Origin of the sequence: Streptomyces sp. CA-251387 (genome assembly GCF_050936625.1) — a bacterium.
In the GTDB taxonomy this organism is placed as follows: domain Bacteria; phylum Actinomycetota; class Actinomycetes; order Streptomycetales; family Streptomycetaceae; genus Streptomyces.
In genome coordinates this window covers 6,367,825-6,391,724 of the sequence record NZ_JBNJMJ010000001.1, presented here as the reverse complement: position 1 = coordinate 6,391,724, position 23,900 = coordinate 6,367,825, and the positions used below count along the sequence as shown (strand labels likewise).

The following is a 23,900-nucleotide window of genomic DNA, read 5'->3' as shown; positions in this document are numbered from 1 at the left end:
TCCCCCTTCAGACACGCAGACCCTCGTCGGCGGATTCCGGGGCCTCGTCAGCCGCCCGCGCTCCCTCGGTGTACGCGGCGCCGAACTCGAACGGCCCATCGCGCGCCGGCGCGGCCGCCGACATGGCCGTACGGCAGCCCGTCCCGCCGGAGGGCGTCACGCTGCGGCGCGTCACGGCGGGCGCGGACATGCGCCGTATCGCCGCGAGGGAGTCGGTCCTGTGGGGTCAGGACCGGAACCGGCTCGCCGAGGCGGACGGCGAAGTTGTCTCAGCGGCCTGGCTGGTGTTCCGCGCGGGGACCGAGTTCGCGAGGCTGTGGGACGGTTCCCCGTCGGCCGAGTGGCGGGGCCGCGGCCTCCACCGCGCCCTGGTCGCCACCCGAGCCGCCCTCGCCGCCGCCTGGTCGCCCGCGGCCGGCTGACCCCGAGGCGCCCCACCGCCGGACCACCGGCCACATCCCGACCCCGATGGCCAGGGAGATCAGATGCCCCCAACCGGTCAGCGGGTCGGCAAGAGTGAGCAGGCCCTGGATCAGCAGCCCGCCGAACAGCACCAGCACCGGCCACCGCAGCCACGGCCGCAGCAGTCCGGCCAGCACGCCGATGCTCGTCGCGACGCCGAAGCTGATGCCGTAGTCGAGGCGGTGCAGCGAGCTGTCGGGCAGGTGGCCGACCAGCACCGCGAGCCCGACGGGACCCTCGGTCGCGAGGGTGGCCAGGACGTGCCCGGTCAGAAAGACGACGGCCGTGCGGGCGCCTCCGATCCGCCGCTCCAGCGCGGTGAGCACGAGCAGGAAGCAGAGCGTGTACGGCGCCACGATCCCGCCCGCGACCCACAACGCACTGGCGAGCAGCACCAGGACGGGCGTCCGCACGAGGTGCGCCACATCGGTGCTGGAACCCTGGTGCAGGGCGTGGACGAGGGCGGGGTCGGCGTATGTGGCGAGCAGCGAGGTGACGGCCAGTACGGCGGCGTAGGCGAAGGTGAACGGCGTGCCGGTGGGGGTGGGGAGCAGGTGCCAGGGACGGAAGGCACGGGGTCCGGGCTCGGTGACCGCACTGGTGACCGGTGCAGAGGACGGCGGCGCTGAGGGCGGCGGCGGCGCGGTCTGGGGTCCGCGTTGCCGCGGCAGTGCGTCCAGCAGCCCGACCACATCGGGCAGGCCCGCGTCACCGGAAGGAGTGGTCGCGCCCGAAGGGGCGGACCCGGGAGTCGAGCCCGTCCCACCCGCAGCCACAGTCCGTTCCACGGTGAGGCGCTCCTTCCGTTTCCCCCACCCTTGACCCGCCGCCCTCCCCTGTCTGTGACCGGCGCCACGCGGGACCCGATTCTCAGCAACCTCTCAAGAAGTCCACCCCGTGGGGTAATTCCCTCGGCCGCCCTGCCCGGAGCTGCCAGGATGGCCGGATGCCCACGTCGTACGACATCCCCGAAGTACTGGACCGTCGCGAAGGCCCCTATGGCGAGGTCGTGCTGCGACGCCACGGCGGGTTACTCCAGATCATCGCCAACGGCTGCTTCCTGATGGACACTTCCGACGGGCGTTCGGAGCGGCTGCTCGTCGACGCCGCACTCGACGCGCTGGGCGGGAGGCCGGCGCCTCACGTGCTGCTCGGCGGGCTGGGCGTGGGGTTCTCGCTCGCACACGCCGCGGCCGATCCCCGCCCGGGACGGATCACCGTCGTCGAGCGAGAGCCTGCGATTATCGGCTGGCATCTCGACGGACCGTTGTCCGGCTTCTCCGCCCGCGCCCTCGCCGACCCGCGCACCGAGATTCTGGAAACGGATCTCGTGACGTACGTACATGAGACATCCGCCACGTATGACGCACTGTGTCTCGACATCGACAACGGCCCCGACTGGACCGTCACCGAGGGCAACGACAGCCTGTACTCACCCGCCGGACTGGCAGGCTGCACAAGGGTGTTGAGGCCCGGCGGGGTCCTGGCCGTGTGGTCGGCCCAGCCCTCTCCGGAATTCGAAGAAACCTTGCGTAATGCCGGATTCCAACAGGTGCGTACCGAAGAGATCCCCGTTGCCCGGGGCGTTCCGGACGTCGTGCACCTCGCCGTCCGACCTGGATAGCCGTGGCGCGGTGACTCCCCGTACTCTGCTTCTCTGACGCGGATCATTCAAGCGTCAATCGCAAGCATGCGCAGGCATAGCCAGTCAGTAGGAATCACCCCACGGATTCCGGAAAGCAACTTTGGGGCGGGCGATGGAGCAGACACACACCTCCCACAACGGCACGGCGGCGACCCCTGGCGCACAGCGCCGGGTCCTCGTGGTCGAGGACGATCCGACCATCGTGGACGCCATCGCGGCCCGCCTGCGCGCCGAGGGATTCCTCGTGCAGACCGCGGGTGACGGTCCGGCGGCCGTCGACACGGCGGAGGCCTGGCAGCCCGACCTGCTGATCCTCGACATCATGCTGCCGGGCTTCGACGGCCTGGAGGTCTGCCGCCGGGTGCAGGCCCAGCGGCCGGTGCCGGTGCTGATGCTGACCGCGCGTGACGATGAGACCGACATGCTGGTCGGGCTCGGCGTCGGCGCCGACGACTACATGACGAAGCCGTTCTCGATGCGGGAGCTGGCGGCACGCGTGCACGTGCTGCTGCGCCGCGTCGAGCGGGCCGCGCTGGCCGCCACGACGCCGCGGTCGGGCATCCTGCGGCTCGGCGAGCTGGAGATCGACCACGCGCAGCGGCGCGTACGGGTGCGCAGTGAGGATGTTCACCTCACGCCGACCGAGTTCGACCTCCTGGTGTGCCTGGCGAACACCCCGCGCGCGGTGCTCTCCCGCGAGCAGCTGCTCGCCGAGGTGTGGGACTGGGCGGACGCCTCCGGCACCCGCACCGTCGACAGCCACATCAAGGCACTGCGCCGGAAGATCGGCGCCGAGCGGATCCGTACCGTGCACGGCGTGGGCTACGCCCTGGAGACCCCGACGCCATGAGCGACGGGCCGGCCGCGCGGAGAGGCCCCGGGGAACCCTGGGGCGGCGTACGTCCGTTCTCGATCAAGACCAAACTGGGCGCGCTGGTCGTCATCGCCGTGCTGATCACCACCGGGCTGTCGGTGATCGCGGTGCGCACCCAGACGGAGCTGCGCTTCATCACGGTCTTCTCGATGATCGCCACACTGCTCATCACGCAGTTCGTGGCGCACTCGCTCACCGCGCCGCTGGACGAGATGAACGCGGTGGCCCGGTCCATCTCGCACGGCGACTACACGCGCCGGGTCCGGGAGAACCGCCGGGACGAGCTGGGCGACCTGGCCGAGACGATCAACCGCATGGCCGACGAGCTGGAGGCCCAGGACCAGCAGCGCAAGGAGCTCGTGGCGAACGTCTCGCACGAGCTGCGCACCCCCATCGCGGGCCTGCGGGCCGTCCTGGAGAACGTGGTCGACGGCATCGCCGAGGCCGACCCGGAAACCATGCGTACGGCGCTGAAGCAGACCGAGCGGCTGGGCCGACTCGTGGAGACGCTGCTCGACCTGTCCCGCCTGGACAACGGCGTCGTACCGCTACGCATGCGGCGTTTCGAGGTCTGGCCGTACCTGTCCGGCGTGCTGAAGGAGGCCAACATGGTCGCCTCCGCGCGCGGGGGCATGGCGTCGGGCTCCGGCAGCCACACCCGTACGGACGTCCATCTGCACCTCGACGTCTCCCCGCCGGAGCTGACCGCGCACGCCGACCCGGAGCGCATCCACCAGGTGGTCGCCAACCTCATCGACAACGCGATCAAGCACAGCCCGCCGCACGGCCGCGTGACGGTCAAGGCGCGGCGCGGGACCTACCCGGAGTCGCTGGTGCTGGAGGTCCTGGACGAGGGGCCGGGCATTCCGCGGTCGGACTGGCACCGGGTCTTCGAGCGGTTCAACCGGGGCGCCGTGAGCCGGCCGCACGGGCCGGGCAGCGACGGCGGTACGGGGCTGGGGCTGGCGATCGCGCGCTGGGCCGTCGATCTGCACGGTGGCCGGATCGGCGTGGCCGAATCGGAGCGGGGTTGCCGGATTCTTGTCACGCTTCCAGGGCAGCCATCCGTACCAAGTTGACGTAAAGTTCGAAGCGGAGCCACAAGATCCACGTCTGTCCCGGCTGACGGACACGTGTGATCAGGTACAGGCCCGCGCCTTCGGCGTGCCGGGTCGCGATCGCGCCTTCCCATCTGAAGCCATCTGAACTGGAACCACGCTTGTTTCCCGCCATTTCCAGGCACGAAACACGCTGTTAGATGTGACTTACACGACGATGACCTTGCCCGGCCTCACCTTCCCGGCCATGGAGGCGTAGCCTTTATTCCCGCTGTCCATCACCTTGTGAAGCGGAAGAGGGCGGTTGCCGCCGTGTCGCCACAGTCCCCCAGTAACGCATCGAGCATCTCGACCGACGCAGACCAAGCGGGCAAGAACCCCGCGGCCGCGTTCGGTCCGAACGAGTGGCTCGTCGACGAGATCTATCAGCAGTACCTCCAGGACCCGAATTCGGTAGACCGCGCCTGGTGGGACTTCTTCGCCGACTACAAGCCGGGGGCGGCTGCCGCCTCGGCTCCGGCGGGTACTGCGGCCGCGGGGGCCGCAGAGACCACCACGGCTCCGGCGGCGCCCGCCGCCCCGGCGGCTCCGCCGGCCCCCGCGGCCCCGAAGCCCGCGGCCGCCGCGCCCGCCGCTCCGGCCCCGGCTCCCGCCGCGGCGAAGCCCGCCCCGGCCGCGAAGCCCGCCCAGCCGAAGAAGGCCGAGCCCGCCACCGCGTCTGCCGACGGCCCCGAGATCGTGCCGCTGCGCGGCCCGGCCGCCGCGGTCGCGAAGAACATGAACGCCTCGCTGGAGCTGCCGACCGCCACCTCGGTCCGCGCGGTCCCGGTGAAGCTGCTCTTCGACAACCGCATCGTCATCAACAACCACCTGAAGCGCGCCCGGGGCGGGAAGATCTCCTTCACGCACCTGATCGGCTACGCGATGGTGCAGGCCATCAAGGCCATGCCGTCGATGAACTGGTCCTTCGGCGAGAAGGACGGCAAGCCGACGCTGGTCAAGCCGCCGCACGTCAACCTCGGTCTGGCCATCGACCTGGTGAAGCCCAACGGCGACCGCCAGTTGGTCGTCGCGGCGATCAAGAAGGCCGAGACGCTGAACTTCTTCGAGTTCTGGCAGGCCTACGAGGACATCGTCCGCCGCGCCCGTGACGGCAAGCTGACGATGGACGACTTCACCGGCGTCACGGTCTCCCTGACCAACCCGGGCGGCCTCGGCACCGTGCACTCCGTGCCGCGTCTGATGCCCGGCCAGTCGGTGATCATGGGCGTCGGCTCCATGGACTACCCGGCGGAGTTCCAGGGCACGTCCCAGGACACGCTCAACAAGCTGGGCATCTCCAAGGTCATGACGCTGACGTCGACGTACGACCACCGCGTCATCCAGGGCGCCGCGTCCGGCGAGTTCCTGCGCCAGGTCGCGAACCTCCTCCTCGGCGAGAACAACTTCTACGACGAGATCTTCGAGGCCCTGCGCATCCCCTACGAGCCGGTCCGCTGGCTCAAGGACATCGACGCCTCGCACGACGACGACGTCACCAAGGCCGCCCGCGTCTTCGAGCTGATCCACTCCTACCGGGTCCGCGGCCACGTCATGGCCGACACCGACCCGCTGGAGTACCGCCAGCGCAAGCACCCCGACCTGGACATCACCGAGCACGGCCTCACCCTGTGGGACCTGGAGCGCGAGTTCGCCGTCGGCGGCTTCTCGGGCAAGTCCCTGATGAAGCTGCGCGACATCCTCGGCGTCCTGCGCGACTCGTACTGCCGCACCACCGGCATCGAGTTCATGCACATCCAGGACCCGAAGCAGCGCAAGTGGATCCAGGACCGCGTGGAGCGCGGCCACACCAAGCCGGAGCGCGAGGAGCAGCTGCGCATCCTGCGCCGCCTGAACGCCGCCGAGGCCTTCGAGACCTTCCTGCAGACGAAGTACGTCGGCCAGAAGCGCTTCTCCCTGGAGGGCGGCGAGTCCGTCATCCCGCTGCTCGACGCGGTGCTGGACTCGGCCGCCGAGTCCCGCCTGGACGAGGTCGTCATCGGCATGGCCCACCGCGGCCGCCTGAACGTGCTCGCCAACATCGTCGGCAAGTCGTACGCCCAGATCTTCCGCGAGTTCGAGGGCAACCTCGACCCGAAGTCGATGCACGGCTCCGGCGACGTGAAGTACCACCTGGGCGCCGAGGGCACCTTCACGGGCCTGGACGGCGAGCAGATCAAGGTCAGCCTGGTCGCGAACCCCTCCCACCTGGAGGCGGTGGACCCGGTCCTGGAGGGCGTCGCGCGCGCCAAGCAGGACGTCATCAACAAGGGCGGCACGGACTTCACCGTCCTGCCGGTGGCGATCCACGGCGACGCGGCCTTCGCGGGCCAGGGCGTGGTGGCCGAGACCCTGAACATGTCGCAGCTGCGCGGCTACCGCACCGGCGGCACGGTCCACATCGTCATCAACAACCAGGTCGGCTTCACGGCGGCGCCCGAGTCCTCACGCTCGTCGATGTACGCCACGGACGTGGCCCGCATGATCGAGGCCCCGATCTTCCACGTGAACGGCGACGACCCGGAGGCGGTCGTGCGTGTCGCGCGTCTGGCCTTCGAGTTCCGCCAGGCGTTCAACAAGGACGTGGTGATCGACCTCATCTGCTACCGCCGCCGCGGTCACAACGAGTCGGACAACCCAGCCTTCACCCAGCCGCTGATGTACGACCTGATCGACAAGAAGCGCTCGGTGCGCAAGCTGTACACCGAGTCCCTGATCGGTCGCGGCGACATCACCCTGGAAGAGGCCGAGCAGGCGCTGCAGGACTACCAGGGCCAGCTGGAGAAGGTCTTCACGGAGGTCCGCGAGGCCACCTCGCAGCCGGCCGCCGCGGTGCCCTCGGACCCGCAGGCCGAGTTCCCGGTCGCCGTCAGCACCGCCGTCACCACGGAGACCGTCAAGCGGATCGCCGAGTCCCAGGTCAACATCCCCGACCACATCACCGTCCACCCGCGTCTGCTGCCGCAGTTGCAGCGCCGGGCGTCGATGGTCGAGGACGGCACCATCGACTGGGGCATGGGCGAGACCCTCGCGGTCGGCTCCCTGCTGCTGGAGGGCGTCCCGGTCCGCCTGGCGGGCCAGGACTCGCAGCGCGGTACGTTCGGCCAGCGCCACGCGGTCATCATCGACCGTGAGACGGGCGAGGAGTACACGCCGCTGCAGTACCTCTCCGAGGACCAGGCACGGCTGAACGTCTACAACTCCCTGCTCTCCGAGTACGCCGCGATGGGCTTCGAGTACGGCTACTCGCTGGCCCGCCCGGACGCGCTCGTGATGTGGGAGGCGCAGTTCGGCGACTTCGTCAACGGCGCCCAGACGGTCGTGGACGAGTTCATCTCCTCGGCCGAGCAGAAGTGGGCCCAGACCTCCGGTGTGGTCCTGCTCCTCCCGCACGGCTACGAGGGCCAGGGCCCGGACCACTCCTCGGCCCGCCCGGAGCGGTTCCTGCAGCTGTGCGCGCAGAACAACATGACGGTCGCGATGCCCACGTCGCCGTCGAACTACTTCCACCTCCTGCGGTGGCAGGTGCACAACCCGCACCACAAGCCGCTGGTCGTCTTCACCCCGAAGTCGATGCTGCGTCTGAAGGCCGCGGCCTCGAAGGCGGAGGAGTTCACCACCGGGCAGTTCCAGCCGGTCATCGGTGACGCGTCGGTCGACCCGGCCGCCGTCAAGAAGGTCGTCTTCTGCGCCGGCAAGGTGTACTACGACATCGAGGCCGAGCGGAAGAAGCGCGGCGTCACGGACACGGCGATCATCCGCATCGAGCGCCTGTACCCGCTGCCGGGTGCCGAGCTCCAGGCCGAGATCGCCAAGTACCCGAACGCCGAGAAGTATCTGTGGGCCCAGGAGGAGCCGGCGAACCAGGGGGCGTGGCCGTTCATCGCGCTCAACCTGATCGACCACCTGGACCTGGCGGTCGGCGCCGACGTCCCGCACGGCGAGCGCCTGCGCCGCATCTCCCGTCCGCACTCCTCGTCCCCGGCCGTCGGTTCCGCCAAGCGGCACCAGGCCGAGCAGGAGCAGCTGGTGCGTGAGGTGTTCGAGGCCTGAGCCCGACGAACGGGTCTGATCGGAAGGCCCGGCCCCGAGTCCTGCCGACTCGGGGCCGGGCCTTCCGGCGTTCAAGGCCAACTCGCCCGTCACGCCACGGAACGGACGGCGTTCGGCGAGAGCCCGGCACACACGCGTGGTGGGCACGACATATCCTCACTGCATGTACTTCACCGACCGAGGCATCGAAGAACTGGAGAAGCGGCGCGGCGAGGAGGAGATCACCTTCGAGTGGCTGGCCGAGCAGCTGCGCACGTTCGTCGACCTGAATCCGGACTTCGAGGTACCGGTGGAGCGGCTGGCGACGTGGCTGGCCCGGCTGGACGACGAGGACGACGACGTGTAGACGTGTAGACGTGTAGCGGACCGGTCGCCCCCTCGGCGTGAGGGGCCACTGTCGGGCGTCCCTGGCGGACGCCTCCCGCCCCGGCGCCCTGATACGGGGCGCCCTTCGCGTTGTACGGCCGTCCGGTCGGCCGACGGTCCAGCGGGCGTGGCACACCGTACGCCTGTCGGGCAGCGGGGCAGCGGGCCCCCGAACCGCGCCCGTCTGTCGCACAGCGGGCCTGCCGAGCCCCGTCTCTCGAACAGCGGGCCTGTCGAGCAGCGCGCCGCGACACCTCGTACGGCTGGGGACGGGCGGCCAGGGAAGGCCGTAGGACCGTCAGCGCTTCTGACCACGCACGCGTTGCAACACCGCCGGTCCAGCGGACGGAGCACGCGTCACCGCACCGTCAGCCCAGCAGCCGGAGCACGCGTCACCGCACCGTCAGCCCAGCAGCCGTCGCGGCGTCACCGCGCGGTCAGTCCAGCGGCCGCACCGCCTCGTACGCCAGCCCCAGCGCGCCATGGGCGAGCAGCACCGCCCCCGCGGCGATCCAGCCACCGCTGCGGCGCCGTAGGCCCCAGGCCGCGAGGGGAAGACCTGCCGCCACCTGGGCGAGGGCGAGCGCGTGGGCCTTGGGGCCGCCTGCCCAGGGCAGCCAGGGGCCGAGGCGGCCGCCCTCGACGGCGTCGAGTTCCGCGCGGAAGGCGTCGCGCCAGCCCGACCACTCGATCCGGACGTGCGGCTGGAGGTGGGCGGCCTCGTGGAGCCGGTCGGCGCTTTCGCCGGGGGTGAGACCGTCGGGCAGGGACACGCCCGCCCGCGTGAGGATGGCGATGAGGCCACGCATGCGTGCGCGTGCGTCGGCCGCGGAATCGGGGCGCGTCAGCTCGTCCAGGGACTGCATGTCCAGGACCGGGTCGAGTCCGAGCCGGCCGGCGAAGGTGCGCATGGCCTCGTCCTCGCCGACCGGGGTGCCGTTGGCGAGCCAGATGTAGCCGACGGGGCGGCGGAAGCCGGAGGCGAGGGTGTATCCGGCGCGGTCGGCGTCCCACCAGAGGGCGAGAACGGGCCAGGAGGTGCCGACGGCGAGGGCGGTGGCCCAGCCGGTGAGGACGCGGTCGACCGGTTCGCCGCCCTCCTGCCAGGGCCGGCCCTCGGGGACGAGCACGCTCCACTCCCCGCCGGCCGGCGCGAGCAGCATGGGCTCGCGCAGCAGCTGGGCGGCGGAGGCGACGGACTCGGGCTCCGCGCGGCAGAGGAGCAGGGCGCCCGGGGTGGGGCGGGCCCGGCGGGCGGTCCTGGACTCTTCCGTCGACATGGCACCACGCTAGGCGGGTTTGTCCACCTCACGTGATTTGTGATCACCAGAACGAGTGCCTTGACTTTCGACCGCCGCGATATATCGTGTTTTACGGAAGACGCGATATGGCGTGTCGTGTTCAGGTCCGGCCCGTGCGGCCGCGTCCGGTCGCCCAGGAGGTCCGCACATGTCCGAGTGGTCCGTAGCAGAGCCCAGGAAGCTCACCTTCGACGAGCCGGTGAGCGAGCTCCAGGTGCGCATCGTCAACGGAACGGTGAACGTCGTGGGGACGGACGAAGGTTCCGCCCGCCTGGAGGTCTCCGAGATCGAGGGCCCACCCCTGGTGGTGACCCAACAGGGCGGCACACTGACGGTGGCGTACGACGACCTGCCCTGGAAGGGCTTCCTCAAGTGGCTCGACCGCAAGGGCTGGCGGCGCAGCGCGGTGGTCTCCCTGGCGGTGCCGGCCGACACCCGCGTCGAGGTGGGCGTGGTCGGCGCCGGGGCGGTGGTCTCCGGGATCCACGGCCCGTCGGTGGTCAAGGGCGTCACCGGCGACACGACCCTCGTCGGCCTGTCCGGCCCGGTCCGCGCCGACACCGTCTCCGGGAACCTGGAGGCGCAGGCCGTCACCGGCGACCTCCGCTTCAACTCCGTCTCCGGCGACCTCACTGTCGTCGAGGGATCCGGCTCGGCCGTGAAGGCCGACTCGGTGAGCGGCTCCATGATCGTCGACCTGGACCCGGACGGCCCGACCGACGTCCGGCTGACCAGCGTCTCCGGCGAGATCGCCATCCGCCTGCCGGCCCCGGCGGACGCGGACGTCGAGGCCAACACAGCGAGCGGGACCGTCTCCAACGCCTTCGAGGACCTCCGGGTCCACGGCCAGTGGGGCGCCCACAAGATCACCGGCCGTCTGGGCGCCGGCACGGGCAAGCTCCGGGCGACGACGGTCTCCGGCTCGATCGCCCTGCTGCGCCGCCCGCCCAAGGAGGACGAGCCGTGGGAGGCGGAGGCCTGGGAGGAGCCGGAGCCCACCGCGGACCCGACGGCCGACCCGGTGAGCGGCACACAGAACAGCTCGGGGGACAATTCCGTCTCCGGCCAGGGCGATCACCCGACGGACGCCCCGACCCACGCCCCGGCCGACGGCACGACCGACAAGAAGGTGCTCTGACATGCCCCCCGTCTTCGCCCATGGCCGCCTCCGTCTCTACCTGCTGAAGCTGCTGGACGAGGCCCCGCGCCACGGCTACGAGGTGATCCGCCTCCTCGAAGAGCGCTTCCAGGGGCTGTACGCACCCTCGGCCGGCACCGTTTACCCCCGTCTGGCCAAGCTGGAGGCCGAGGGCCTGGTCACCCACACCACCGAGGGCGGCCGCAAGGTGTACGCCATCACGGACGCCGGTCGCGCGGAACTGGCCGACCGCAGCGGCGAGTTGGCCGACCTGGAGCTGGAGATCAGGGAGTCGGTCGCCGAACTCGCCGCCGAGATCCGGGCCGATGTGCGCGGCGCGGCGGGCGACCTGCGGCGCGAGATGCGGGCGGCGGCGTCCGAGGCACGCCAGGGGAACGGCGCCAAGGCGGACACCCCCTTCGGCGACTTCTCGGACTACACCGACAAGGAGGCGTGGCGCGCCGCCAAGGAGGAGATGCGCCGCGCCAAGCAGGAGTGGAAGGAACAGGCCCGCCGCGCCAAGGACGAGAGCCGTCGCGCCCGCGAGGAGGCCCAGCGCGCCCGACGCCAGGCCAAGGAGGCACAGGACCGCGCCCGGGCCCAGGCCCAGGAGGAGGTCCAGCGCATCGCCCGCCGGGTCCAGGAACACGTACAGGACCACTTCGCCCGCGGCGACTGGCCGACGGGCGTCCGGGAGGGCCTGACGGAACTGGCCAAGGAGTTCGGCGACTTCGGCAAGGGGTACGGCCGGGACTTCGGCTTCGGCCGCCAGGGCAACGGGACCCCCAAGTCGGCACAGCAGCACCCCGACTACTCCGACACCCCGGAGGACTTCCCCGCCGACTACGAACCCACCTGGGCCCACGAGCCCCCCAGCGGCGACCCGGCCCGCGACCTGGACCGACTGCTCGACCGCTTCCGCGACGACATCCGCGACGCGGCCCGGGACCACGGCGTGACACCGGACCAACTCCGCGACGCCCGCCGCCACTTGTCGACGGCGGCGGCACACATCGGAGCGCTCCTGCGCACACCGAAGCCCTGACACCGAGGCCGCGGCGGCTGGGCGGCGCAGGCAGGCAGGCAGGAGCAGCGAGGCGAAGCAGAGGAGCGGGCAGGGAAGACGGGAGCCGGACGGGGGCGCGGGCGGCACGGGGGCCCTGGGCAGCACGGCAACCACCTCAGCCGACGGCCCAGGGCCATCGCCGGCGCCCCGGCGACGCACCCACCCACTCACCAGGACTCGGCCAGCCCCCCCACCAGGACCCGGTCGGCCCCCGCCGGGACACCCCAACCTGTCAACCGGCCTTGGCCTGCCCGGCTTCTCCCCCGCCGTACAGCACCCGGGTGACGGACTCGTAGGTCACGCCATGATCGGCGAGAACCTCGGCGGGTACGCCGGGACGGCTGGTCAGGGCGAGGAGGATGTGCTCATCACCGATGTGCCTGTCTCGACGGGCGACGGCGATACGCAGTGAGCGTTCCAGCACGTCCTTGGCGCCCCGGCTGAACGACCGTCGCCCCGACCACCACCCCTTGTCCTTGACGTCGCCGGACAATGCCCCCGCCCCGTGCACTTCCTCCACCCGGGCGACGATCTCCCCCACATCGATCCCCAACCCGGCCAACGCCTCGGCCTCGGCCTGCGACAACCCGCCCCGCCGCCGAGCCTCGTCCAGCGCCCCCCGCAACGACTCCAACCACTCCCCGCCTCCGAGCGCGGCGAGCGCGAACGAGGCCCGACTCCCCTCCCGATCCAGCAACGCAAGCAGCATGTGCTCGGCATCGACGGTCTGCGCCCCACCCCTCTCGGCCTGCTCGACCGCCCCCGTCACCACGGCACGGGCATCCTTCGTGAACCGCTCGAACATCAACGCCTCCCGTACTTCTTGTGCACGGCCTGCCTGCTGACCCCGAGTTCCGCGGCGATCTCTTGCCACGACCACCCCTGATTGCGCGCGCTGCGCACCTGCACCGCTTCCAACTGCTCCAGCAGCCGGCGCAGCGCCGCAACGGCCCGCAGCCCGATCCGCGGATCGCGATCACCCGCCCGCTCGGCGAGATCTGTTGCTTCGGTCATGATGTCAACGTAGATTGACACACCTATCCTCGTCAACCCCAGTTGACAAACAGAACGGCGGGCCCGAGGCAAAGCCCCGAACCCGCCGCACGTACCGAAGGCAGAAAGGTCAGTTGGTAAGCACGATCTTCCCGAACTGCTCCCCCGACTCCATCCGCTCGAAGCCCTCCCGCGCCCGGTCCATCGGAAGCACTTCATCGATCACAGGCCGCACCCCGGTGGCGGCGCAGAAGGAGAGCAGATCCTCAAGCTCATCCTTGGTCCCCATGGTGGACCCCACCACCTTCAACTCCAGGAAGAAGATCCGCGTGAGCTCGGCGTGCGAAGGCCGGTCACCACTGGTGGCACCGGAAATCACCAGCGTGCCGCCCGGCTTGAGCGACTTGACGGAGTGCGACCAGGTGGCGGCACCGACGGTCTCGATCACGGCATCGACCCGCTGCGGCAGCCGGGCCCCCGACTCCAGAGCCTCCACCGCCCCCAACTCCAGGGCACGCTTGCGCTTGGCCTCGTCCCGGCTGGTGGCGAAGACACGCAGCCCCGCGGCCTTGCCGAGCACGATGGCAGCGGTGGCAACGCCGCCCCCGGCCCCCTGCACGAGCACGGAGTCGCCGGGCCGCACCCCGGCGTTCGTGAACAGCATCCGATAGGCCGTCAGCCACGCAGTCGGCAGACAGGCGGCCTCCTCGAAGGAGAGCTCTTTGGGCTTGGGCAGGATGTTCCAGGTCGGTACGGCGACCTGCTCCGCAAAGGTGCCCTGATACCGCTCGGTGAGGATGGAACGAGGCTCCTTGGGCCCCACCCCATGCCCACTCTGTCCGATCACGGAATGCAGGACGACCTCGTTGCCGTCCTCGTCGACGCCGGCGGCGTCGCACCCGAGGATCATCGGCAACTTGTCCTCTGCGAGGCCCACACCCCGCAGTGACCACAGGTCGTGATGGTTGAGGGAGGCGGCCTTGACCTTGACGGCACTCCAGCCGGGACGGACCTCAGGGGCCGGCCGCTCCCCCAACTCCAGTCCGGAAAGCGGCTGGTCGCGGTCGATTCGGGCGGCATAGACAGCGAACATGACCTTGACGATAGGCCCCCATGACGACCGACGGAACCGAAGCGCCCTGTGAGACACGCCCGCTTGACGAGGCGCCCGACGTGGGGGCTGAGGCCGGGGGGTGCGCAGCCCGGCGCCACGGGTGGGCGCAGCTAAGTGGGCATGATGGCCCGTAGCCCCACGGGCCCGCAGTCGCGTACGGCGGGAAGGGGACGTGTCGGGGGGTGTCCGCCCGCAGTGGCCGGCGTCAACACGCAGCACCTCCTGGCCTAAGCCCGGCCGCCGGTCCGAGGACGGACACCCCCCGGCACGGCCCCGACCCACCCACCGACCGGGGGGCGCTACGCGCACCCCCAACCAGCGACACAGGCCGCCGCAGGCATCCCGCCCAACCGCCGGAGGCACGCCGCATCAACGCGCACCCCCACCACCCGCACAGGCCGCCGCAGCCATCCGGCCCAACCGCCGGAGGCCCCCGCTCGACCCACCTCAACAGCCCAACCTGCGGGCAAAAAAATGACCCCGCCCAACCACCGGACGGGGCCACTCAACCGACACTCACCTCAGCGCCGAGCAACACCCTCGGCCCGCGCCGCAGCCGCAACCGCCGCCGTGACCGCCGGAGCCACCCGCTCGTCGAAGGGCGACGGGATGACGTAGTCCGCGGCGAGGTCGTCCCCCACCACTCCCGCCAACGCCTCCGCCGCCGCGATCTTCATCCCCTCGGTGATCCGAGAGGCCCGCACCTGCAGCGCACCGGCGAAGATGCCGGGGAACGCGAGGACGTTGTTGATCTGGTTCGGGAAGTCGGACCGCCCGGTCGCCACGACCGCCGCGTACTTGTGCGCGACATCGGGGTGCACCTCGGGATTCGGGTTGGCCATGGCGAAGACGAAGGCCCCCTCCGCCATGGAAGCCACCGCCGACTCCGCGACCGTACCGCCGGAAACGCCGATGAACACGTCCGCACCCTCCAGAGCCGCCTCCAGCGACCCGGTGATGCCGGCCTTGTTGGTGAACCCGGCGAGCTCCCGCTTGACCGGCGTCAGATCGTCCCGGTCGGCCGAGACGACGCCCTTGCGGTCGGCGACGGCCACGTCCCCGATGCCGGCCTCGACCAGCATCTTGGCGATGGCGACACCGGCAGCGCCCGCGCCGGAGATGACGGCCCGCAGGTCCCCGATGGCCCGCCCGCTCAGCCGCGCAGCGTTCCGCAGGGCCGCCAGCGTCACGACCGCCGTGCCGTGCTGGTCGTCATGGAAGACCGGGATGTCGACCCGCTCCTGGAGCTTCCGCTCGATCTCGAAGCACCGCGGCGCCGAGATGTCCTCCAGGTTGACGCCGCCGAAGGACGGGGCGAGGCGCGCCACCGTCTCGACGATCTCGTCGACGTCCGTGCAGTCGAGCGCGATCGGGACCGCGTCCACGCCGCCGAACTGCTTGAACAGAATCGCCTTGCCTTCCATCACTGGAAGGGAGGCCTCCGGGCCGATGTCGCCGAGCCCGAGCACGGCCGTGCCGTCGGTGACCACGGCCACGACGGACGACTTCCACGTGTAGTCGTGGACGAGCGCCGGCTGCTCGGCGATCGCGGTGCACACGCGCGCGACGCCGGGTGTGTATGCGAGGGACAGGTCGTCCTTGTCGCGGACCGGCACGGTGGCCTGCACGGCCATCTTGCCGCCGCGGTGCAGCGCGAACGCCGGATCGAAGGAATCCAGGGGCTCGGCCCCGCCGTCCTGATCCGTACTGCTGTCGCTGCGAGGATTGACGATCTCCGCTGCCACTTTGTTTTACCCCTTAAATCTTCATTGGTTGAGGGTGGCCACTCCTGGTGAGGGGTGGGCGGGACCGCGCATGCCCCGATCTGTTGATGCGTACGGGTCATACGCGATGGGCGCGCCGCACACGCGCCCTGAGCCCCGGATGAGGGGTGTAAAGAACCTTCTTACCGGACGGACGGCATCGACGACGAGTCCAATATCTGCAAGATCACATGACGGGAAGGGAAACACGCATACGGACAACACGAATCGGACACGACGCGGCGACAGAAGTGCTGTGATTCGTGACCAAATAAGCGGACAATCGACGCCAGAAACTGCGAAAAGCCACCACCAGTCACAAACCCGGCACGCGAGTGATCCACATCCTGAGATACGCCGAAGATCTTCCGGCCGGAAGGGCACATTCCCATAGAAGGTCCGGCCGTGATGTACCGACCTGAGGCGGTTCGGGGGTCACCCGTTATCCGATTTTGACATGGCGGGCGCCCTGAATGGCTGAGTCCGAATGGCAAGATGCCGTAATCACACGAGGTCGCGACACTCGAAGGCGTGTGCTCTCGTCGACCTACGAAACCAAGGCGCCCGCCGACCCCATCGGCGAGTGCCCGCCCCATCGGCAACTCCACCCATCCGCCGGAGGAACCCACCATGACCGCACGCTCCACCCGTCGTACGACCGCCGCACGCTCCCGGCTGGCAGCGGTCGGCTCGATCGCGGTCGCAGGCGCACTGATTCTCACCGGCTGCGGTGACCAGACCAAGGACGGCGGCGCGGACAGCACGGACACCGCCACGGCGGCCGCCCCGCTCGCGGACAAGCTGCCCAAGGAGATCCGCGACAAGGGTGTCATCAAGGTCGGCTCGGACATCGCATACGCACCGGTCGAGTTCAAGGACAGTTCCGGCAAGACGGTCGGCATCGACCCCGACCTCGCCGCCGCCATGGGCAAGCAGCTGGGCGTGACGTTCGAGTTCGAGAACGGCACCTTCGACAGCCTGATCACGGGTCTGCGCTCCAAGCGCTACGACATCGCCATGTCCGCGATGACCGACACGAAGGACCGCCAGGAGGGCATCGACTCCGACACGGGCAAGAAGGTCGGTGAAGGCGTCGACTTCGTGGACTACTTCACCGCCGGTGTCTCGATCTACACCCAGAAGGGCAAGAACACCGACATCAAGACCTGGTCGGACCTGTGCGGCAAGAAGATCGTCGTGCAGCGCGGCACGGTCTCCGAGGACCTCGCCAAGTCCGAGTCCAAGAAGTGTCCGGGCGGCAAGAAGATCTCCATCGAGCCCTTCGACAACGACCAGCAGGCTCAGACCCGCCTGCGCGCCGGCGGCGCGGACGCCGGCTCCTCCGACTTCCCCGTCGCGGCGTACGCCGTGAAGACCTCCGGTGGCGGCAACGACTTCCAGCTGGTCGGCGAGCAGGTCGAGGCCGCGCCGTACGGCATCGCGGTCGCCAAGAACAACACCCAGCTGCGGGATGCCCTCAAGGCCGCCCTGGACGCGATCATCGCCAATGGCGAGTACGACAAGGTCATCAAGAAGTGGGGCGTCGAGGACGGCGCCGTGAAGGAAGCCACCATCAACGGCGGCAAGTGACCGCGCCGAGCAGCGGGCACTGAAAGGCAACACCCGTGACTGTTGACATCAACAAGACGGACGGACCTGCGGACACTCCGCCGGCCGGCCCGGAGGCGATCAAGGCCATCCCGGTCCGTCACTACGGGCGGTACATCTCCGCCGTCATCGCGCTCGCCCTGCTGGGCGGCATCGTGTACGCGTTCTCCCAGGGCAAGATCAACTGGGACGCGATCCCGGACTACTTCTTCAACGACCGCGTGCTCAGCGGTGTGGGCAGGACACTCCTGCTGACCGTCCTGTCCATGCTGATCGGCGTCGTCGGCGGCATCGTGCTGGCGGTGATGCGCCTGTCGCGGAACCCCGTGACCTCGTCCATCGCGTGGTTCTACATCTGGTTCTTCCGCGGCACGCCGGTCCTGGTCCAGCTGATCGTCTGGTTCAACCTGGGCCTGGTCTTCGAGTACATCAACCTCGGCCCGTTCTACAAGGACGAGTGGTCGGACTTCATGACCCCGTTCCTGACGGCGCTGCTCGGCCTGGGCCTCAACGAGGCCGCTTACATGGCGGAGATCTGCCGCGCCGGTCTGCTCGCGGTCGACGAGGGCCAGACCGAGGCGGCGCACGCGCTGGGCATGAGCCACTCCAAGACGCTGCGCCGGATCGTCATCCCGCAGGCGATGCGCGTGATCGTGCCGCCGACGGGCAACGAGGTCATCAACATGCTGAAGACGACCTCGCTGGTGTCCGTCGTCCAGTACTCCGAGCTCTTGCGTGTCGCCCAGGACATCGGCCAGACCTCCGGCGCCCCCGCCGAGATGCTGTTCCTCGCCGCTGCCTGGTACCTGGTGCTGACGTCGATCTTCAGTGTCGGCCAGTACTACCTCGAGCGGTACTACGCCCGAGGCTCCAGCCGCAGTCTGCCGGCGACGCCACTGCAGAAGATCAGGGCGAACCTGCTGTCCCTGTCGAACCGTTCGTCGGCGGGAGGTGCCGCATGACCGCCATGGTGAAGGCCGAAGGCGTCCACAAGTCCTTCGGGCTCGTCGAGGTCCTCAAGGGCATCGACCTGGAGGTGCAGACCGGCGAGGTGTTCTGCCTCATCGGACCCTCAGGCTCCGGCAAGTCGACGTTCCTGCGCTGCATCAACCACCTGGAGAAGATCAACGCCGGCCGGCTGTACGTCGACGGCGAGCTGGTCGGCTACCGCCAGAAGGGCGACAAGCTGTACGAGCTCAAGGACAGCGAGGTCGCGCTGAAGCGCCGGGACATCGGCATGGTGTTCCAGCGATTCAACCTGTTCCCGCACATGACGGCGGTGGAGAACGTCATGGAGGCGCCGATCCAGGTCAAGGGCACGAGCAAGGCCCAGGCCAGGGAGCGCGCACGGGAGCTGCTCGACCGCGTCGGCCTCGCCGACAAGGCCGGGAACTACCCCTCCCAGCTCTCCGGCGGCCAGCAGCAGCGCGTGGCCATCGCCCGGGCGCTCGCGATGGACCCGAAGCTGATGCTCTTCGACGAGCCGACCTCGGCCCTGGACCCGGAGCTGGTCGGCGACGTCCTCGACGTCATGCGCGACCTCGCCGAGTCCGGCATGACGATGGTCGTCGTCACCCATGAGATGGGCTTCGCCCGCGAGGTCGGCGACAGCCTGGTCTTCATGGACGGCGGCGTGGTCGTGGAAGCCGGCAACCCGCGCGACGTCCTGACCAACCCCCAGCACGAGCGGACCCAGGCGTTCTTGTCCAAGGTGCTGTAGGAACCACGAGTCGAACAACACCTCGGCCCCGCCAATTCTGTTGGCGGGGCCGAGGTGCATGCGTCACGTCGGGCGGAAAGCGAATTCCCTCGCGGCGTACGACCTCAATCCTGCGGATGGCCGCCGCGACAGCCACAAAAGGCGCGCTGACTCTGCGCATGCGCACGCACTGGACCAGGAAAGAGCAAGGGGATCATTTAAGAGCCAGCATCAGCGTGTCCGACGGCGAGCACCACACCGGCCGCGCCTCCCCGAAGCCCTTCTCGCGCAGTACGCGCGCGTGCCACTCGGCGGACGGCGTGTCGCCGTCGGCGTGCTCGCCGTAGATCTCGAAGCGGCGGGCCGTCGGCTCGGCGAGAACCGGGTCCTTGGCGGCGAGCTGCCACCACTCGGACCAGTCGAGGGCGCCGTCCGCCTTGGCCTGATCCATGCGGGCGTGGCGCTGGGCACGCTCGGCCGCGTTGATCCGGGGCGTCGACTCGTCGATCATGTGGTCCGCGTTCAGGAAGACACCGCCGTCGCGGACGAGCTCCGCGACCTGACCGTAGAGGGCCGCGAGGGGTTCACGGTGCAGCCAGTGCAGGGCCGTGGCGGTCAGGACGGCGTCGTACGAGTCGTACGGCAGCTTCGCCGGCCAGTCCGGGTCCTTGAGGTCGGCGGTGACGAAGGTGACCCGCTCGTCGCCCGCGAAGGTGCCCTCGGCGATGGCGAGGAGCGCGGGGTCGAGGTCGACCCCGGTGCTGGTGGCCTCGGGGAACCGCGTGAGCAGCCGGGCCGTGATGCTTCCCGTGCCGCACGCGAGATCGAGCACGCGCGGGGCGCGGCCGACGAGGGCCTCAACCATGTCGAGCATGATCCGGAAGCGTTCCTCCCGGTCGGGCATGTACCACTCCTGCTGCCGGTCCCAGCTCTCCTGCCAGGCAGGCCAGTCGGCGGCCGTCGTGGTGGTGGTCGTGTCCGTCATCGAGCCCCTCCATCGCGCACGTCACGTAATACCCTGGAAGCACGATCAGCTGTTACCCGACCGCACGACGACGATAGAACGCCTCCGTAAGGACTACAAGTGGAACTGGCCTATTACTCGGATTACGCCGTACGACTCGTCAACAGCGAGGAGCCGGCCCGGGGCAAGGACTCGCTGACCTCGGTCGAGGCCGTTCGCGACCTGTTCGGCGTCAGCCAGGAGGCGGCCCGCCGCGCCACCGACGCCGACGTCACCCGCTTCCGCTCGGTCCGTGCGCGGCTGAGGGCGGTCTTCGAGGCGGCGGACAAGGGCGACGAGACGCTGGCGGTGAACCTGCTGAACTCCCTCCTCCTGGAGTTCCCGGTGAGCCCGCAGATCTCCGGCCACGACTTCCGGGACGACGACGGCCGCCCCCTGTGGCACATGCACCTGGCGGACCACCCGTCGAACGCGACCGCGGGGTACGCGGCGATCGCGGCGATGGGCCTGGCGTTCCATCTGACGGAGTACGGCGTGGACCGTCTGGGCCTGTGCGAGGCGGCCCCGTGCCGCAACGCCTACCTGGACACGTCCACCAATCGCTCCCGGCGCTACTGCTCGGACCGCTGCGCCACCCGCGCCAACGTGGCCGCCTACCGCGCCCGCAAACGCCTGGAGGCCGACCGGTCGGCGAAGACGGGCCGCACCGCCGACAGCGCCCAGCGCGCCATCGCGAACGGCGAGCGCTGATCCGGCTTGCGCGGCCGGTAGCGCAGCCGGACCTTGCCCAGGATCAGCTCATCGGGCACGACTCCGTAGTCGGTGCTGTCGCCGCCGGCGTACGCGTTGTCCCCGAGCACCCACCAGCCGCCCTCACGGCGCTCCGTGGCGCGCTTGACGACGAGCAGGTCCTGCTGGAACGGATGGCGCAGGATGACGACGTCGCCGGCCCTGATCCGGCCGCGGTGCAGCACGACGAGCAGATCGCCGTGGTACAGCGTGGGCACCATCGACGGTCCGGTCACCTCGGCCCACCCGAAGGGCCGGCCCGCCCGCCCGCGCTCGGTCTCCTGCGACAACTCCGGCATCCCCGGCACCTCCCCGGTACGGTCCTCCACCAGTCTCAGTCTGACCCTGGACTTTTGTCCTAAGCCCATGGGGGCACTCGCGAAAACCCGTCTTGCAGGGAGTAATGTCCCACCTGAGAAGACGATCACGAGGAAGGAATGCTCCATGCTTTCCCGCCTGTTTGCCCCCAAGGTCAAGGTCAGCGCACACTGCGACCTGCCCTGCGGTGTGTACGACCCGGCCCAGGCCCGCATCGAGGCGGAGTCGGTGAAGGCCGTCCAGGAGAAGATGGCCGCCAACGACGACCCGCACTTCCAGGCACGCGCGACCGTCATCAAGGAGCAGCGCGCCGAGCTCGCCAAGCACCATGTGTCGGTCCTCTGGAGCGACTACTTCAAGCCCCCGCACTTCGAGAAGTACCCCGAGCTGCACCAGCTGGTCAACGACGCCCTGAAGGCCCTCTCGGCCGCCAAGGCGTCCACCGACCCGGCCACCGGTCAGAAGGCTCTGGACTACATCGCCCAGATCGACAAGATCTTCTGGGAGACCAAGAAGGCCTGATCTTTGATCAAGCCGTTTGACCTGCAATTTCCTTGGTTGTCAGGTCCGCCTGTCCGCACCCGGTCCGCAGGCCGCCTAGCACGGCGTCCATGGCGGTCCGGGTGCGGTCGTCCCACCCCTTCCCACTCCGCCCCGGCCCCCACCGGCAGGGCCCCTTCACAAGCCTTCTCCCGGCCGCTGTTGGTGGAAGCGATCACCAGTCCGTCACAGGCGACGACGCGGGCGCGGGACAACTCCCGTACTGCCTGGGGGATGTCGGGGACGTGGTAGAGCATGTGCAGCGCCAAGGCGGTGTGTACCGGCGGCCGTCCGGCAAGATCCACGTCTGAAACACGCCCTAGCACCCTCGCCTGCCGAAACTGCGGGACGCAAACGAGGGGGTTCGACACAGGGATCTCAGCGTCACGCAGCAGCAAGCCCGGGGAAGTGGGGTACGGGCTTGAGTCTCCCGTAGGGGGAGAGTGGAAGGTGAGGGCATGGACGGCGGCGCCCTCTACTCGATCGGTGAACTGGCCCGGCTCACCAGGCTGACAGTCAAGACGATCCGGTTCTACTCCGATCGCGGCATCGTTGTGCCCGCCGACCGCACGCCCGCAGGCTATCGCCGCTACGGCCCGGACTCCGTCGCCCGACTGGCTCTGGTGCGGACGCTGCGCGAACTGGGGCTCGGCCTCGATGCGATCCGTCAGGTCGTCGACCGGGAACTGACGCTCGGCGACGTCGCCGCGCAGCACGCCGCCGCGCTGGAGGTACAGATCGGCATCCTGCGCTTGCGGCGGGCGGTGCTGACGGCCGTGGCCAAGCGCAACCCCACCCCTGAGGAGACGAAACGCATGCACCAGCTCGCCCAGCTCTCCGAAGCCGAACGTCAACGATTGATCGACGACTTCCTCAACGCCGTCTTCACGGGTCTCCACGGTGGCGCCGAATACGCCGGGGCCCGGCGCTCCATGACGCCCGAGCTCCCCGACGACCCAACAGACGCACAGCTTGAGGCATGGGTGGAGTTGGCGGAACTGTCTCTGGACCCGGACTTCCGCGCCAGTGTGCGGGGCGGGGCCGAGGATCACGCGGCCGACCTGTCCGACAGCGGCTCCAGGCAGCCGCGCCCAGACGTTGTCGCGATCGCCCGTGACCATGCGACGGCGGCCCTCGCCTCCGCAATCAGCCCGCATTCCCCCCAGGCCGACCACGTCGTCGCAGCGCTCACAGCTGACTGCGCGCGCATCATCGGCCGACCCGACGACAGCGAACTGCATCGATGGATGCTGGAGCGTCTGACGGCCGCCAACGATCCCCGCCGGGACCGGTACTTCCACCTGCTCGCCCTGATCAACGGCTGGCCGGCTCCGGAACGTCTGACGCCGGCACTCGATTGGTCGGTCACGGCGCTTCGCCGGCGAGCGGCTCGATGACGCGACGCCTTCACCCCGCCGGCGCCCGGCAGGGAGCGGCATCGGATATCGATACGGCCACGTACGCTCCGGCCGTGGACATGGTCGCCGTACGGCTGCGGACAAGCGCGGCGCCCTCCGCCCCCGCTCTTCTGCTGCGGCCCTGGCATCCGACAGACGCTGACGGCCTGGTCGAGCTGCACCGCGATGGTGCCCTGCGCCGCTGGACCAGTTCGACGGTGGACGACGCGGTCGGCGCAGCGCGCTGGGTTCGGGAACAGCGGAAAGGGTGGGAGGCAGGGAATCGTTTCGGACTCGCCGTCGTGGAGCCCGGGACGTCCGGGAACGGTGAACGGCTGGTGGGCCACGTAGTCCTCAAGCGTCCTGCTTCTGGCTCTCCGTCGGCCGAGGTCGGCTACTGGACCGCAGCACATGCCCGCGGCCGGGGAGTGGCTCCCAGGGCACTGCAGGCGCTGACGGACTGGGCCTTCACCACCTTCGCGGACGACGGGCTGGAGCGTCTTGAACTCCTGCACCAGGTGGACAACACGGCATCCTGCCGCGTCGCGCAGAAGTGCCGGTACGAGTTGAGCACCCTCCTGCCCGCGGCACCGCCGGAATTCCCCCTCGATGGTCACCTCCACGCACGGATGCGAGACGTCTGATCTCGTGGGTCTCCTCAGCCCACCGTGCAGGAACCGCAGGAGGAGCGGCAGACGTCTTCGAGACGATCA

23 protein-coding genes are annotated in these 23,900 nt (G+C 69.7%); 14 read left to right on the top strand and 9 right to left on the bottom strand.

Annotated features, from left to right (window positions below; genetic code table 11):
• Nucleotides 1-7: 7 nt before the first annotated feature.
• Nucleotides 8-190, bottom strand: a complete 183-nt coding sequence (locus ACQEV2_RS28760; protein WP_433047545.1) for a hypothetical protein — start codon at nucleotides 188-190, stop codon at nucleotides 8-10.
• Nucleotides 191-269: 79 nt separating this feature from the next.
• Nucleotides 270-1,250, bottom strand: coding sequence for a rhomboid-like protein (locus ACQEV2_RS28755; RefSeq protein WP_433047542.1), 981 nt, complete (start codon nucleotides 1,248-1,250; stop codon nucleotides 270-272).
• Between the two features lie 158 nt (nucleotides 1,251-1,408).
• Here ACQEV2_RS28755 and ACQEV2_RS28750 point away from each other — a divergent pair, with 158 nt between their 5' ends.
• The 5 genes from ACQEV2_RS28750 to ACQEV2_RS28730 all read left to right on the top strand — a co-directional run bounded on the left by ACQEV2_RS28750 (nucleotide 1,409) and on the right by ACQEV2_RS28730 (nucleotide 8,477).
• Nucleotides 1,409-2,086, top strand: coding sequence for a spermidine synthase (locus ACQEV2_RS28750; protein WP_433047539.1), 678 nt, complete (start codon nucleotides 1,409-1,411; stop codon nucleotides 2,084-2,086).
• Between the two features lie 133 nt (nucleotides 2,087-2,219).
• Nucleotides 2,220-2,957, top strand: coding sequence for a response regulator transcription factor (locus ACQEV2_RS28745; protein ID WP_003997964.1), 738 nt, complete (start codon nucleotides 2,220-2,222; stop codon nucleotides 2,955-2,957).
• Nucleotides 2,954-4,060, top strand: a complete 1,107-nt coding sequence (locus tag ACQEV2_RS28740; RefSeq protein ID WP_433047535.1) for a sensor histidine kinase — start codon at nucleotides 2,954-2,956, stop codon at nucleotides 4,058-4,060. Before ACQEV2_RS28745 ends, ACQEV2_RS28740 begins: the two co-directional genes overlap by 4 nt.
• Nucleotides 4,061-4,351: 291 nt before the next feature.
• A complete protein-coding gene (locus tag ACQEV2_RS28735; protein WP_433047532.1) occupies nucleotides 4,352-8,131 on the top strand; it encodes a multifunctional oxoglutarate decarboxylase/oxoglutarate dehydrogenase thiamine pyrophosphate-binding subunit/dihydrolipoyllysine-residue succinyltransferase subunit in 3,780 nt (1,259 codons plus the stop codon).
• 163 nt (nucleotides 8,132-8,294) lie between these two features.
• Nucleotides 8,295-8,477: a DUF6104 family protein gene (locus ACQEV2_RS28730; protein ID WP_003997970.1), complete on the top strand. Its 183-nt coding sequence runs from the start codon at nucleotides 8,295-8,297 to the stop codon at nucleotides 8,475-8,477.
• A gap of 457 nt (nucleotides 8,478-8,934) precedes the next feature.
• Here ACQEV2_RS28730 and ACQEV2_RS28725 read toward each other — a convergent pair whose 3' ends face one another.
• Entirely contained in the window at nucleotides 8,935-9,777 is an 843-nt protein-coding gene (locus ACQEV2_RS28725; protein WP_433047529.1) for a hypothetical protein, read from the bottom strand.
• Nucleotides 9,778-9,946: 169 nt separating this feature from the next.
• On the opposite strand from ACQEV2_RS28725, the gene ACQEV2_RS28720 reads away from it, so the two are divergent.
• Together ACQEV2_RS28720 and ACQEV2_RS28715 are read left to right on the top strand one after the other, a co-directional pair.
• Complete coding sequence (locus ACQEV2_RS28720) at nucleotides 9,947-10,936, top strand: DUF4097 family beta strand repeat-containing protein (protein WP_433047526.1); 990 nt, start codon at nucleotides 9,947-9,949, stop codon at nucleotides 10,934-10,936.
• Nucleotide 10,937: 1 nt separating this feature from the next.
• Nucleotides 10,938-11,981 carry a helix-turn-helix transcriptional regulator gene (locus ACQEV2_RS28715; protein ID WP_433047523.1) on the top strand — a complete coding sequence of 348 codons (1,044 nt, stop codon included), beginning with the start codon at nucleotides 10,938-10,940 and terminating at the stop codon, nucleotides 11,979-11,981.
• A gap of 253 nt (nucleotides 11,982-12,234) precedes the next feature.
• On the opposite strand, the gene ACQEV2_RS28710 is transcribed toward ACQEV2_RS28715, so the two are convergent.
• The 4 genes from ACQEV2_RS28710 to ACQEV2_RS28695 all read right to left on the bottom strand — a co-directional run bounded on the left by ACQEV2_RS28710 (nucleotide 12,235) and on the right by ACQEV2_RS28695 (nucleotide 15,854).
• Entirely contained in the window at nucleotides 12,235-12,807 is a 573-nt protein-coding gene (locus tag ACQEV2_RS28710) for a Clp protease N-terminal domain-containing protein (protein ID WP_433047520.1), read from the bottom strand.
• The gene (locus ACQEV2_RS28705; protein WP_030952466.1) at nucleotides 12,807-13,016 is read right to left on the bottom strand and encodes a helix-turn-helix domain-containing protein; all 210 of its coding nucleotides are present in this window, start codon (nucleotides 13,014-13,016) and stop codon (nucleotides 12,807-12,809) included. Before ACQEV2_RS28705 ends, ACQEV2_RS28710 begins: the two co-directional genes overlap by 1 nt.
• Nucleotides 13,017-13,125: 109 nt before the next feature.
• The gene (locus tag ACQEV2_RS28700) at nucleotides 13,126-14,088 is read right to left on the bottom strand and encodes a zinc-binding dehydrogenase (protein ID WP_433047517.1); all 963 of its coding nucleotides are present in this window, start codon (nucleotides 14,086-14,088) and stop codon (nucleotides 13,126-13,128) included.
• A gap of 542 nt (nucleotides 14,089-14,630) precedes the next feature.
• Complete coding sequence (locus ACQEV2_RS28695) at nucleotides 14,631-15,854, bottom strand: NAD(P)-dependent malic enzyme (RefSeq protein ID WP_433047514.1); 1,224 nt, start codon at nucleotides 15,852-15,854, stop codon at nucleotides 14,631-14,633.
• Between the two features lie 648 nt (nucleotides 15,855-16,502).
• On the opposite strand from ACQEV2_RS28695, the gene ACQEV2_RS28690 reads away from it, so the two are divergent.
• The 3 genes from ACQEV2_RS28690 to ACQEV2_RS28680 are packed head-to-tail and all read left to right on the top strand — an operon-like array spanning nucleotide 16,503 to nucleotide 19,200.
• Nucleotides 16,503-17,462, top strand: a complete 960-nt coding sequence (locus ACQEV2_RS28690) for an ABC transporter substrate-binding protein (protein WP_433047511.1) — start codon at nucleotides 16,503-16,505, stop codon at nucleotides 17,460-17,462.
• A gap of 35 nt (nucleotides 17,463-17,497) precedes the next feature.
• Complete coding sequence (locus tag ACQEV2_RS28685) at nucleotides 17,498-18,442, top strand: amino acid ABC transporter permease (RefSeq protein ID WP_433047508.1); 945 nt, start codon at nucleotides 17,498-17,500, stop codon at nucleotides 18,440-18,442.
• Nucleotides 18,439-19,200 (top strand): amino acid ABC transporter ATP-binding protein, encoded by a 762-nt coding sequence (locus tag ACQEV2_RS28680; protein ID WP_433047505.1) that lies wholly within the window; start codon nucleotides 18,439-18,441, stop codon nucleotides 19,198-19,200. Before ACQEV2_RS28685 ends, ACQEV2_RS28680 begins: the two co-directional genes overlap by 4 nt.
• A gap of 193 nt (nucleotides 19,201-19,393) precedes the next feature.
• On the opposite strand, the gene ACQEV2_RS28675 is transcribed toward ACQEV2_RS28680, so the two are convergent.
• Nucleotides 19,394-20,164: a class I SAM-dependent methyltransferase gene (locus tag ACQEV2_RS28675; protein ID WP_433047502.1), complete on the bottom strand. Its 771-nt coding sequence runs from the start codon at nucleotides 20,162-20,164 to the stop codon at nucleotides 19,394-19,396.
• Between the two features lie 99 nt (nucleotides 20,165-20,263).
• Between ACQEV2_RS28675 and ACQEV2_RS28670 the strand changes: the two genes are divergently transcribed.
• The gene (locus ACQEV2_RS28670) at nucleotides 20,264-20,893 is read left to right on the top strand and encodes a CGNR zinc finger domain-containing protein (protein ID WP_433047499.1); all 630 of its coding nucleotides are present in this window, start codon (nucleotides 20,264-20,266) and stop codon (nucleotides 20,891-20,893) included.
• Here ACQEV2_RS28670 and sodX read toward each other — a convergent pair.
• Nucleotides 20,797-21,231, bottom strand: a complete 435-nt coding sequence (gene sodX, locus ACQEV2_RS28665; protein WP_433054853.1) for a nickel-type superoxide dismutase maturation protease — start codon at nucleotides 21,229-21,231, stop codon at nucleotides 20,797-20,799. The genes ACQEV2_RS28670 and sodX overlap by 97 nt on opposite strands.
• 145 nt (nucleotides 21,232-21,376) lie before the next feature.
• Between sodX and sodN the strand changes: the two genes are divergently transcribed.
• The 3 genes from sodN to ACQEV2_RS28650 all read left to right on the top strand — a co-directional run bounded on the left by sodN (nucleotide 21,377) and on the right by ACQEV2_RS28650 (nucleotide 23,831).
• Nucleotides 21,377-21,772 carry a superoxide dismutase, Ni gene (gene sodN / locus ACQEV2_RS28660; protein ID WP_020123534.1) on the top strand — a complete coding sequence of 132 codons (396 nt, stop codon included), beginning with the start codon at nucleotides 21,377-21,379 and terminating at the stop codon, nucleotides 21,770-21,772.
• Between the two features lie 476 nt (nucleotides 21,773-22,248).
• Nucleotides 22,249-23,187 carry a MerR family transcriptional regulator gene (locus ACQEV2_RS28655; protein WP_433047495.1) on the top strand — a complete coding sequence of 313 codons (939 nt, stop codon included), beginning with the start codon at nucleotides 22,249-22,251 and terminating at the stop codon, nucleotides 23,185-23,187.
• 80 nt (nucleotides 23,188-23,267) lie between these two features.
• A complete protein-coding gene (locus ACQEV2_RS28650; protein ID WP_433054850.1) occupies nucleotides 23,268-23,831 on the top strand; it encodes a GNAT family N-acetyltransferase in 564 nt (187 codons plus the stop codon).
• Nucleotides 23,832-23,900: the final 69 nt, after the last annotated feature.